The organism is Acinetobacter sp. Res13-Abat-PEC15-P4-01 (genome assembly GCF_015676285.1).
In the GTDB taxonomy this organism is placed as follows: Bacteria; Pseudomonadota; Gammaproteobacteria; order Pseudomonadales; family Moraxellaceae; genus Acinetobacter; species Acinetobacter nematophilus.
Genome location: NZ_JADAIN010000027.1, coordinates 21,807 through 34,486 on the forward strand (window position 1 = coordinate 21,807; position 12,680 = coordinate 34,486).

The 12,680-nt window shown below is 38.9% G+C and carries 12 protein-coding genes; 7 read left to right on the forward strand and 5 right to left on the reverse strand.

Going from position 1 to position 12,680, the window contains the following annotated elements; genetic code table 11:
* Positions 1-152: 152 nt before the first annotated feature.
* The 5 genes from minE to IMO47_RS11230 form a co-directional block, all read right to left on the reverse strand.
* The gene (gene minE, locus IMO47_RS11210) at positions 153-425 is read right to left on the reverse strand and encodes a cell division topological specificity factor MinE (RefSeq protein ID WP_004722763.1); all 273 of its coding nucleotides are present in this window, start codon (positions 423-425) and stop codon (positions 153-155) included.
* Positions 426-427: 2 nt separating this feature from the next.
* Positions 428-1,240, reverse strand: coding sequence for a septum site-determining protein MinD (minD, locus tag IMO47_RS11215; RefSeq protein WP_004722761.1), 813 nt, complete (start codon positions 1,238-1,240; stop codon positions 428-430).
* A 66-nt stretch (positions 1,241-1,306) separates the two neighbouring features.
* The gene (minC, locus tag IMO47_RS11220; RefSeq protein ID WP_196074700.1) at positions 1,307-2,026 is read right to left on the reverse strand and encodes a septum site-determining protein MinC; all 720 of its coding nucleotides are present in this window, start codon (positions 2,024-2,026) and stop codon (positions 1,307-1,309) included.
* Positions 2,027-2,167: 141 nt separating this feature from the next.
* On the reverse strand, positions 2,168-3,166 hold the full coding sequence (locus IMO47_RS11225) for a preprotein translocase subunit SecA (protein ID WP_227552383.1): 999 nt from the start codon (positions 3,164-3,166) through the stop codon (positions 2,168-2,170).
* An 87-nt stretch (positions 3,167-3,253) separates the two neighbouring features.
* A complete protein-coding gene (locus IMO47_RS11230; RefSeq protein ID WP_196074702.1) occupies positions 3,254-4,171 on the reverse strand; it encodes an acyltransferase in 918 nt (305 codons plus the stop codon).
* Positions 4,172-4,412: 241 nt separating this feature from the next.
* Here IMO47_RS11230 and IMO47_RS11235 point away from each other — a divergent pair, with 241 nt between their 5' ends.
* The 7 genes from IMO47_RS11235 (at position 4,413) to IMO47_RS11265 (ending at position 12,629) form a co-directional block, all read left to right on the forward strand.
* Positions 4,413-5,063, forward strand: a complete 651-nt coding sequence (locus tag IMO47_RS11235; protein WP_196074703.1) for an OmpA family protein — start codon at positions 4,413-4,415, stop codon at positions 5,061-5,063.
* 316 nt (positions 5,064-5,379) lie between these two features.
* Positions 5,380-7,419: a UvrD-helicase domain-containing protein gene (locus tag IMO47_RS11240; protein ID WP_196074704.1), complete on the forward strand. Its 2,040-nt coding sequence runs from the start codon at positions 5,380-5,382 to the stop codon at positions 7,417-7,419.
* A 108-nt stretch (positions 7,420-7,527) separates the two neighbouring features.
* The gene (gene dut, locus IMO47_RS11245; RefSeq protein ID WP_196074705.1) at positions 7,528-7,980 is read left to right on the forward strand and encodes a dUTP diphosphatase; all 453 of its coding nucleotides are present in this window, start codon (positions 7,528-7,530) and stop codon (positions 7,978-7,980) included.
* Between the two features lie 234 nt (positions 7,981-8,214).
* Entirely contained in the window at positions 8,215-9,654 is a 1,440-nt protein-coding gene (locus IMO47_RS11250; protein ID WP_196074706.1) for a phosphomannomutase/phosphoglucomutase, read from the forward strand.
* A gap of 59 nt (positions 9,655-9,713) precedes the next feature.
* Positions 9,714-10,622: an acetylglutamate kinase gene (gene argB / locus IMO47_RS11255; RefSeq protein WP_196074707.1), complete on the forward strand. Its 909-nt coding sequence runs from the start codon at positions 9,714-9,716 to the stop codon at positions 10,620-10,622.
* 168 nt (positions 10,623-10,790) lie between these two features.
* Complete coding sequence (locus IMO47_RS11260; RefSeq protein WP_196074708.1) at positions 10,791-11,576, forward strand: GNAT family N-acetyltransferase; 786 nt, start codon at positions 10,791-10,793, stop codon at positions 11,574-11,576.
* Positions 11,577-11,780: 204 nt separating this feature from the next.
* Entirely contained in the window at positions 11,781-12,629 is an 849-nt protein-coding gene (locus IMO47_RS11265) for a class II glutamine amidotransferase (RefSeq protein ID WP_196074723.1), read from the forward strand.
* Positions 12,630-12,680: the final 51 nt, after the last annotated feature.

A 12,680-nucleotide genomic window follows, 5' to 3' on the forward strand; every position in this document is an offset into this window, starting at 1 on the left:
ATATTTACGCTAATAAAGATAAATACAATATTTAGCTGAATAAAATCTAAAATAAAAAGGGCAAAATATCCGGCAAGAGTAAAAGCAGTGCTTTTCTAACTCCGCAACATATTTTGCCCTGAATCAATTCACTTGACTAATCAATAATGAAATTATCGTTCTTCAGGTAAATTGATATTCATTTCCAACATTTCAATGTTGGCTTCTGAACGAACTTGCATCTGAATGTGCTGTTCATCCACACCACGTACATAACGATTGACCACTTGCATGATTTCTTTTTTCATCTGATCAATCTTGTCTTGGCTCAGGCGTTTGCCCAAACCATTTTCAGAAGCAACAATAACTTTTAAGCGATCTTTAGCAGTTTGGGCGCTAGATGGTTTGTCATCGTTGCTAAAAAGTTTACTCCAAAATCCTGCCATTTCTACGCTCCAAATAATCGTGCTAACCAACCCTTAGGTTTCACTGTAATATGACGATAAGGACGTTCTTCACCCAAGAAACGAGCAACTAAATCATCATACGCTTGCCCAGCAGAAGCTTCTTGATAAAGAATGACAGGTTTACCTTCATTCGATGCCTGAAGCACACTCGGGCACTCTGGAATAACACCAAGAGTAGGAACACGTAAGATATCTTTAGAAATATCGTCAATGGTCAACATTTCTTGTTTATCGGCACGTTCAGGGTTAAAACGTGTGATACATAAATGTTTACGAACACGTCCTTCGTTGTTTTCAACTTTTTTCGTTTTGCTGTCGAGCATCCCAATAATACGGTCAGAATCTCGAACAGAAGAAATCTCAGGGTTGGTCACAATAATGGCTTCATCTGCATGATACATGGCTAAAATCGCACCACGTTCAATCCCGGCAGGTGAGTCACAAATAATGTAATCGAACTCTTGAGAAAGTTCATCAATCACACGTGCGACACCATCATCACTTAGGGCATCTTTATCACGCGTTTGTGATGCAGGTAATATATATAAGTTTTCAATATCTTTATCACGAATCAAGGCTTGTTGTAAGCGCGCTTCGTTATTGATGACATTGACAAAGTCATAAACGACACGACGTTCACAGCCCATAATCAAATCAAGATTACGCAACCCTACATCGAAATCAATAACAACAGTTTTATGACCACGTAGGGCTAATCCTGTTGCAAAAGATGCACTCGTCGTAGTTTTACCTACGCCACCTTTGCCTGATGTAACGACAACAATTTTGGCCACCGAATCCACTCCTGTTATGGTCATTTACTCGATTGAACGAGTTTTATATGGTGTTTAATTTATACCTTAAAATTGCAAAGCTTCAAATACTAGCTCTTGCTGATCATTCAAGTAAATTTGTACAGCTTTTTTAATCACATCTTGTGGAATGTCATCTGCTACACAATAAGTTCCTGCTATAGAAACCAATTCGGCTTCTAATGAATGACAAAAAATTCTTGCAGTGGTATTCCCACCTGCACCAGCGATGACTCTACCACGAACACTGCCATAGATATGTATATTTCCTGAAGCAATGACTTCTGAACCACTATTGATTCCGGCATTCAAGATGACATCGCCGTGATCTTGAACAATACATTGTCCCGTTCTTAAAATTTCATCATGATATGAGGTTGCATGACTTAATGTTTTAGGCGTATTCACTGTTGCAGTTTTTGCTGGTTCGTCAGGCTGCTTTACAGGTGTTTCAACCACTTGTTCTTTGGTGGGTTTAATGCGCTGTAAAGGGCGATCGGCAGGCAAAACAGGGAACTGAATTGCTCTGGCTTGATCACCCAACAAACCATCAATCACAGCCATTGGCTGTAAGTCTAAGCTGATAATCAATTGAATCAATGCAATAAGCTCTTGTTCAACTGTAGTATCAATAATGACCAAAGCCCCTTGATAAGAGGTTTCGCTCATCATTGATGTTAATTGCTGGCGGATGGCATCATGATCATTAGTATCGAAGGTTAATCGGGTAAAATTAACCATTCTGCCTGTAATCCGTATATCAGCCATAATTGTTCCTTAAAAGGCTTGTGACCTAAATTTTTCTATCTAAAGTCAAATTGTAAATTAGGGCAAATGCTAGAACATATTCAATGATTTCTCTAGCAAAGATACAAATATTTTCAATGAATTGCTTATTCTTTGAATCACTCAATCTTTGATCTGATCATTTTTTTCTAATTCAATTTGCCATTGTTTTACTTTCACTTGCTTTCTCAATGATTCTAAACTTTCATAGACGACAGATTCAACTAATTCTTCAAGGTGCTGATTTTCAATATTTATCTGGCTAAGTTTCGTAGAAATAAGTTGATAGGTTGCATTTGGATTTTGGACGCTGCCTTGGATAAATGGCTGCACTAACCCTTGGGTAATGTTTTCTCCCAGCTGTTGTCCAATATTTTGAATTTGATTTTCAATCCTACTGCCAGCAATAGGAATCAGTCTTAATAATTGGGTGAGTTGGGGAGTATCCTCAATGGCTTGGCGAACAATTTGACCGACATTGTGGGTAATTTGAGCGCTTTGCGCTTTTAATTCTACAGCCAAAGATTCTTGTAAAATTTCAGCCAGCGTCTGTGCAAAACGTTCCCGGTGATGATCTACCAAATCATGAATGATCTTTTTATGACTTGAACTGGTGTCAAGTTCATGTTTGATACCATCAATCACAGTGATCACAACACGGTCAGAAAGTTCTTCCATCAAGACACGGTAATAAAAGATAATGCGTTTCATGATGCTGTCAGGAATGACCTTATAGCCAAGTTCATGAAAATGATAAGCAATGATGCCTGCCCGAATTAAACGTAAAAAACGTAGATAGGGAATAATGGCTAAAATTTCATACCAGTGAATAAAGGGAAAAAAGAACCAGCGTGCATGATGTTTGTTGATGATTGCAATCAACCAACGGATACCTAACTCAACGACTAAGAAAGTAATAAACCAACTTTCTGTTTTTATGACCCAAGGATGTAAATCCGTTTTGTAGTACTGTAACACTTGTGGCAGGCGAATTTCATTAAACAGCCAATCGCCAAAATTGCTCATTAAAAAGGCATTGGCACATAAACAGAACAAGTTAAAAACAATGATAAACATCATAAAGATGTCATAACCAAATGAAATCCACCATCCTCGTGACATCTCTTGTTTGGGTTGTGTTCCCTGTTGAGGGGCGTTAACTTGCTCTGTCATGCCAATCCTTTACATTGAATTTATAAAAAGCTGAGATTAGCTTTTATATTTTTCTTTAATGGTGCTGATCAACTGATCTTTTTCAGCCCATAACTCATCCACCCAATTTTGAAAACGTTGACGATATTCCGCATCATCTTCATAGTTCCCGCCCAGTACCCAATCTGGAATTTCAATTTTACGCATATTTACAGCGATCCGGGGAACTTCACCCAGCCAAAATTCACCATAACCAGGTGCACCATCTGGATAAACAATGGTCATATCCACCAATGCATCAATTTGATCACCCAAAATATTTAAAGCAAGTGCTAATCCACCAGCTTTGGGTTTGAGCAAGTGTGTAAAAGGAGAGTTTTGTTGATCGTGCTTTTGTTGGGTAAATCGAGTACCTTCCAAATAGTTTAAAAGAGTAAATGGTTGGCTGAGTAATTGCTCACAGGCTTTTCGGGCTTCCTCCATATCTCGATATTTGAGTTCTGGATTTTTTGCAATTTGTTCCTTACTATGTCGCTTCATCATTGGGAAGCCCAGAATTTTAAAAGCTTGCCCAACGAAAGGAATAAAAATGAGTTCCCATTTCGTGAAAAAACGGGTCAAAGGCATACGGGTTAAACCAAAGTATTGGTTAACTGTGGTATCTACCCAGCTCTGGTGATTACAGGTCATTAAATAACGTCCCTGCATATTGAGATCTAGGTTGTCATCGACACTGATATCCCATTGTGTTTCTGGTAGAACATGGTCAATCAACCAGTTGTTAATACCAAGCCAGCTATTGGTGATATTAATATTGGTTTCATCCACTTTCTTGGACTTTTTAAACAATTTGGTCAGACCTAAAGCAAGAACTGGCGGACCATGAAAAAAAGTACTCCCAGTGATCACTGTACCCACGGTTAGACCTTTCGTAATTTTTTTTAAAATAGGTTGCTTCTGCTGCTGAGATGACATAAAACAGTCCTAGTGATTTATTGTGAATGTGTGCTCAAAGTACACAATATAGTCGTTACGTTTTAATTTAAAAAGGTACATTTAACGACTATGTATAAATTATGATGATCAGTTTTGTTAATATTGTTGCAAATATTACAAAATGTAAAAAAAAATGTGAATTTTAACAAAATGTCTATAGTGGCGCTTTGTTTTTTATACCAAAATTAGTTCAACAAAAAACACAACTTGGAGGCATGCAATGCGTGCACTATTAATTACAACTCTTACAGCTGGGGCTCTCGTACTTTCTGGCTGTCAAACCACTGGCAATAACATTGGCGGTATGGAATACGACAAATCTGCTTTAGGTGGTTTGATCGGTGCGGCTGCAGGTTATGGTTTGTCTCGTGGTAATGCAAACAGTTCTGCACAAAACAACCGTGCAGCAGCAATTGGCGCACTTTTAGGTGCGGGTGCTGGTCTTTACCTTGACAATAAAGAGAAAAAATTACGCCAGCAAATGCAGGGTACTGGTGTAGAAGTTAACCGTAATCCAGATGGTTCTGTGGCATTGATTATGCCTGGTAGCATTACTTTTGATACCAATAAATCAACAATTAAACCAAACTTCTACGGTACTTTGAACAAAGTTGCTCAAACTTTAATGGAAGATAACAAGAGTGTAATTCTTGTAACTGGTTATACTGATAATACAGGTAATGATTCAATCAATATTCCATTGTCTCAAAACCGTGCGTATTCAGTAGCAAACTATCTGAAAGGCAAAGGTGTAGCTAGCCGTATCGATACTCAAGGTTATGGTGCTCAGAACCCAATCGCAGATAACTCAACTGCTGCTGGTCGTGAGCAAAACCGTCGTGTAGAGATCAGCATCTACGCTGCAAACTAAGAAAAATAATATTTCATTTTTCTAGTTTAAATCTCCAAAAGGAATCATCGTTGTGATGATTCCTTTTTTTATGTGCTTGCATTGAAAAACGGCTATTCGCCTGGCACTTTTAATTTTTGATGATGAAACAATATTTTTTCATCATATCAACATGAAGATTGATGAAACTTTAATAAATAAGACAGAACATCGCATGTTCCAATTTTAAAGTGAATCATCTTGACTTGGATGAATAGTCGGAAAAATTCTAATTAAGCGTTTTGCAAGTCTACTTTAGATGACTATAATCGAGCTCGAAGTTTTAAGAGGATGAACAATGTCGAAAGCAAGTCAACTGAATGACAAGCAACTTGAAGCCATGAAATATACTCAAGGACCCTTGTTAGTACTTGCAGGGGCGGGTTCAGGTAAAACCTCAGTAATTACAAGAAAAATTGCCTATCTTGTTCAGCAGTGTGGTATTCCTGCGCACAGGATTACAGCGATGACCTTTACCAATAAAGCTGCCCGTGAAATGAAAGAGCGTGTAGGAAAATTGTTGGGTAAAGAAGAAGGTAAAGGACTTTCTGTATCTACATTCCATACTTTTGGTTTAAATCTACTGCGTATAGAGCTTAAAAATACCCCACTTAAAAATAATTTTTCTATTCTGGATGCGGATGACTGTAAACGAATCCTCATGGATTTAATGCACCGTGATAACTTATCAGGTGCAGAGAGCAAAGATTTGATTGCCAAAGCCATGAAAAAGATCTCAGACTGGAAAAATGATCTGATTGTTCCTGAGCAAGCTCATACAACGTGTGAAACACCCGAAGATGTCCAATTTGCCCATTTGTATCAGTTATATGAGCGCAATCTGCGTGCTTATAATGCAGTAGATTTTGATGATTTGATTGTGATGCCAACACGTCTATTGCAAGAAAATGCAGAAGTGCGCGATCGTTGGCAGAATCGAGTACGTTATTTGTTGGTAGACGAATATCAAGATACCAATACTGCCCAATATATTTTGGTAAAACTCTTGGTTGGGGTGATGGGGCAATTCACTGCCGTAGGCGATGATGACCAGTCCATTTATGCATGGCGTGGGGCAAAACCTGAAAACATGGCATTACTTAAAGAAGATTTTCGTAATTTAAAAGTGATCAAGCTTGAACAAAACTATCGTTCAACCAGCCGTATTCTAAAAGCAGCCAACCATGTAATCGAAAACAATCCACATATTTTTGATAAAAAATTATGGAGTGATAAAGGGCATGGTGAAGTGATTCGAGTCATTACTTGCCGCAATGATGATGATGAATCGGAACGTGTTGTAAAAGATCTGCTTACGCATAAATTAATGAATGGTAAGAATTGGAAGGATTATGCGGTGCTTTATCGCGGTAACTTCCAAGCTCGTGTGTTGGAAACCCAACTTCGACAAATGCAGATTCCCTATAAGTTATCCGGTGGACAATCGTTCTTTGGACGTGCTGAAATTAAGGATGTCATGAGTTATTTACGTGTCATTATCAATCCTGAAGATGACAGTGCATTCTTACGTATTATCAATACCCCTAAACGCGCCATTGGACCAGTGACATTGGAAAAATTGGGGCTGTTCGCACAGGAAAATCACCTGTCTTTATTAGCTGCAGCCAGCGATCAGCGTTTGACAATGGTGATGCCAAAAAAAGCAACAACACAGTTGGCAGAATTCGCGGGTTTTATCAATGATTTTACCCGTGAGCTTTTGGATGACGATGAACCTGTGCCTAAAATTCGTCAAATGATGAATGAAGCTGGTTATATTGACTATCTCCGTGAAACCGCGGCGACACCAGCGCAAGAAAAAACCAAACTTGATAATGTTGAAACTCTGTATACCAGTATCCAGAGTTTAATCAATCGTGCAGAAGATGTAGATGAAAAGAACATTGAAAGTGTGATTCGTAAAATGGTTTTACTGGATATGTTGGAGCAGCAACAGGAAGATGAAGACATAGACAAAGTCAATCTTTTGACATTGCATGCTTCAAAAGGTTTGGAATTCCCTTTTGTTTACATCATGGGCTTAGAAGAAGAGCTGTTGCCGCATAAGAACTCGATTGCTGCAGAAACCATTGAGGAAGAACGCCGTCTGATGTATGTGGGCATTACCCGTGCCCAGCAGGGTTTGACTTTAACCTTGGCTGAGCAGCGTAAAAACGGTGGACAAATGAAGCAAATGACACCGAGTCGCTTTTTAGATGAACTCCCACAAGACGAATTGGATTGGTTAGGTCGTAAGAAAAAACTTGCTGAAAATGTTGATCCTAAACAACAGGCTCAACAGTATTTACAGAATCTAAAAGCGTTATTAAAGCGCTGATTTTAAAATATGCACTTTGCTTGCGTTGTTGATCTGTTTGTCAATACACAGTCAACTTTGCAAGAAAACAAAGTGCGTTTAACTTTTTATTTAAGCAAGGATTTCAATATGAAAGTTCAGGTAAAGGTACTTGATCAACGTTTAGGTCAGGCATGGCCGATGCCTACATATGCAACCACAGGCTCTGCGGGTTTGGATTTGCGCGCATGTGTAGATGAGGCGATTCAAATTGAACCGGGTCAAACCGTTTTAGTGAAAACAGGAATGGCTATCTATATCGAAGATCCTCAATTTGCCGGCTTAATTTTACCGCGTTCGGGCTTAGGTCATAAACATGGGATTGTATTGGGTAATTTAGTTGGATTGATTGATTCAGATTATCAAGGTGAATTGATGGTTTCGGTGTGGAATCGTGGTCAAACAACCTTTAGCTTAGAACCAGGTGAGCGCTTAGCACAGTATGTGTTGGTTCCTGTGATTCAAGCACAATTTGATATTGTGGATGAGTTTGAGGCGACAGAACGCGGCGCTGGTGGCTTTGGTCACACAGGCAAAAACTAGCCGTTTTAATACTTGTTTAAAAAGCCTGAATGATCAGGCTTTTTAAACTGTTTTTTGATATGTAACAAAAAGTATGTATAAAACCCAGTAGAAAACTGAATATATTAGGAAGAATTTGTAGATAAATTGCATTGAACCCTAGAATAAATTCTTAAATAAATGAATTGTTTACTCATCATGACCAAAATGGAAGTTGAGTAATAATAGTGGGTTGGCAAATAGAAGTTTTTGCTTATGATGAAAATGAATGATTTTCCTTTTCAAATTTTCCGTGCATATGACATTCGTGGAAAAGTTGAAATGATGAAACCTGAGTTAATTCAGGGCATTGCTGATGCCTTGGCAAATCAACTCATTGAAAAGGGTCAATCACAAGTGGCTTTGGGCTATGATGCACGTTTAAGCAGCCCGGTTTTTGCTCAAATTATCAGACAAGTATTTCAACATAAAGACATAGATGTAACGGAAATTGGCTGTTGTTCCACACCGCAGTTGTATTTTGCCGCACGTAACACACAGGGAAATGGCATTATGGTGACTGCCAGTCATAACCCTAAAACGGATAATGGCATAAAATGGATTATCCAGTCTGAGCCACCATCTCCAGAAATGATCCAACATATTGGGGTTCAAGCGGCGCAATATCTGCAAAATTTGCAGTTTGTGGAATTCGTGCAACAATCACAGTTTCAAACCCCATCGCATCAAATTAAATCCCAGTTCTGTTTATCTTATCAATCTACATTACTGAACGATATTCAATTAAAAAGACCTTTAAAAGTGGTAATTGATGGTTTGAATGGTTCAGCTGGATTTTGTGCCAATCTTGTGTTGAAGAAACTCGGCTGCGATGTGATTGCATTGCGTTGTAATGCAGATGGCAACTTTCCCGATCATGCACCTGATCCATCACAAGCGACACATCTGGAATTATTACGCCAGAATGTACTCAATCATCAAGCTGATATTGGGATTGCCTTGGATGGTGATGGAGATCGGGTTGTTTTACTCGATGAAAATGCGCATATCATTTCGGCTGATCGACTCTTGGCATTATTTGCACAAATGTGTTTAAAAGATCATCCGCAACATGAAATTGTTTTTGATGTGAAATGTTCCTCTATGGTGCGTCAGGCTGTTGAGCGCTTGGGTGGACAAGCGAAAATGATCCGTACAGGCAGTAGTTTTTTACGCAAGTATATGTCTCAGTCCAAAGGACAGGCTGTGTTTGGTGGAGAATATGCGGGTCATTATGTGTTTAATGATGGGCGTGGTCTTGGCTATGACGATGGTTTATATGCCGCTTTGCGTGTGATGGAATACTTATGCCATTTTCCGCAAGCCACATTGTCAGAAATTTTAGCATGTTACCCTGATCGTTTTTATACTGAAGATACCTACATCAGTACCCATCATACTGATCCAAAAATTGTCCTGAATGAAATTGAGCATCTCAGTCATCAGTTTGGTGCTGAATTAAGTAAAATTGATGGAGTTCGACTTGATTTTGAACATGGATTCGGCATTATTCGCGCATCCAATACGGGGGAATATTTTACCGTCCGTTTTGATGCGGACTGTCAAAATCGTTTGGATGAGATCCGTCAGACATTTGCGTCTATGCTCAGTCATCGCTATCCTATGATCGCCCAAGATATTTTACAGGCGCACTGATTTCTTATACGATCCGTACCCATCGGTCTAGTCGCTATAGCTCATTTAAGGAGAGACGAATGCCACACCAGCACACTGGCATCGACAAAGCACAAATTTTGACAGAAGCTTTGCCGTATATTCAACGCTTTTCAGGTAAAACGCTAGTGGTGAAGTATGGTGGCAATGCAATGACTGACCCGGCATTGGAAAGTTCATTTGCACGCGATATTGTCTTGTTGAAGACTGTCGGTTTAAATCCCATTGTTGTACATGGCGGTGGTCCGCAAGTGGATTCCTTATTAAAACAGTTGGGGCGTGAGTCTGATCGTATTGATGGAATGCGTGTCACTGATCCAGCGACCATGGAAGTGGTTGAAATGGTTTTAGGCGGGAGTGTGAATAAGTCAATCGTCAACTTGATCAATAAGCATGGCGGTCGCGCAATTGGTTTAACCGGTAAAGACGGCAATTTATTACGTGCCAAAAAGCTGTTGATGGAAAAAACCAAAGAAGATGGTACAGTGGCTCAGATTGACTTAGGTCTTGTTGGAGAAGTGACTGGCGTAAAGACGGATGTCTTGGAAATGTTCACACAAAGTGATTTTATTCCTGTCATTGCGCCACTTGGTGTGGATGAAGATGGTCAAACTTATAACATCAATGCGGATTTGGTGGCAGGTAAAGTGGCTGAAGCTTTGGGCGCTGAAAAACTGATCTTGTTGACCAATATTAGTGGTGTTTTAGATGAAAATAAAAATCTACTTACTGGCCTCAGTACGCAAGAAGTTGATCGTCTAATTGAAACAGGGGTGATCTATGGCGGCATGATTCCAAAAGTGGGGTGTGCTTTAGATGCTGTGAAAGGCGGTGTCGTCAGTGCACATATTGTTGATGGGCGAGTGCCTCATGCAACCTTGTTGGAAATCTTTACCGATCATGGTGTAGGGACTTTGATTACCAATCGCTCAAAGCCCAATAAAGTATAAATTTAGTTTTGATATGAGCAAAGCCAGTGTCTCTACACTGGCTTTTTATTGGTCCATGGATTTATCGCCTATTGACCATTTGTACTGTGTTTTTAAATGGTCATTTTTTCGTCATATAAGTGTCATGTGGATTGCCTAGTGTAAGTAAAAGCTCAAGGAGTCTAAAATATGTTCGCAAAATTAAATCAGTATCGCCAGAACTTCCAGAACTTCAATTTACCTTTACCAAAACCTAAAAAAGCACAGTCACAATATAAATTTGAATGGGTTGAAGACCTTAAACAGCTCAAAGAAGTACAAAAATTCCGAGCAGTCCAATTTGCAGATCAGTTTGGCATCCACTTTGAAAACGGTTTAGACCAAGATCTTTATGACCTTGATTGTGAACATGCCGTATTACGAGACAAGTGGAGCAATGAAATTGTGGCTTATACCCGTTTAAAATTGATCCAAGGACATGAACTTGCGCGTAGTTATAGCGCGCAAGAATTTGATGTTTCACAGTTCTCAGACTTATCAAATATTGTTGAAATTGGGCGTACCTGTGTCCATCCTCGCTATCGTAATGGACGTGCACTGTCGATGCTATGGTTAAATTTAGTCCCTACGGTACTTTGGAAAATGAAAGCCAAACATCTGATGGGCTGTGTCAGCATCCGCTTGGAAGATAATAAAGCACGTGCTTACTACACCCACCAACATCTTAAAAAAATGAATGCCAAACAGTCGATTGATGTTAAGGCTAAACCTGCTTTTGAACCCAGCCATCCAGAATATAGTTTTCCGCAAGATGAAAGAATTCCAAAACTATTTGATGTGTATTTAAAAATGAATGCGCGCTTATCAAAACAGGCATATCATGATGAAGCATTCAACTGCCTGGATTATTTTGTATTTCTTGATGTAAATGAAGTCGCAAAGAAATTTGTGCTTAATAAAATGGTCAATCGCTAAGCATAGTTCATTGGGATATTTTTAAGTTTTTATAGGGGCAGGATGGGGATGGAAACAGGATACTGTCCCTTTTTTGCCATTAATGGATTTAATTTATTGCTCTAATATCCGCTTGGTTGCTGTTATTTTCAGTTATTGAGATTTGCAAGCCGAGGCGGAGTCATGCACAATATTCTTATAAATAAAACGCTGTATGAATACATTATGTGCCAATTGCTTGGAATGAACTGTGCTACACCTACCGATATTACATTTTCGTTTCGTGGGTTTTCTCAACGTGCAGGAATTACCTCTGATCATTCTGATGGTTTTGGTATCGCATTTTTTGAAGATAAAGCCTGCCGTCTATTTGTAGATAATCAATCCGCAGTGGTATCACCGATTGCTGAGTTGGTACGTAATTATCCGATTAAATCACGGAATGTGATTGCGCATATTCGTAAAGCAACACAAGGTAAAATCACCTTAGAAAATTCACATCCTTTTATTCGGGAACTGTGGGGAAGACAATGGATTTTCGCACACAATGGTGACTTACATAATTTTCATCCACATTTATCAGGGCGCTTTACGCCTGTAGGCAGTACAGACAGTGAATTGGCATTTTGCTATTTACTTGAGCAACTGGTTCTAAGATTTGGTTATTTTGAGCCGAGTTTAAATGATATTTTTGCTTTGCTCGAAGAAATCTCTCCTAAAATTGCTGAATATGGCACTTTTAATTTCTGTCTTTCAAATGGGCAAGCTTTATTCAGTTATGCGACCACAAAATTGCATTGGATTGTTAGAGAATATCCATTTAAATATGCGCGTCTAATTGATATCGATGTCGATATTGATTTTAGTCAATTCACCACCAAAGAAGATCGTGTTGCTGTTATAACGACTGAACCATTAACACAAAATGAAATATGGACAGCGTATAAACCTGGTGAAATGATTTTATTTAAAGATGGTAGAGTGATAAAAACAGCAACAACCCATGTGGAGCGTTTGGCGCGAGAAGCTGATGATCCGAGTTTAATCAGAATAACCAAGGCAGATCAATATTAGTTTAATATTAATTGATGATTTGAAATAACTATGTATTTATTCTAATGAATT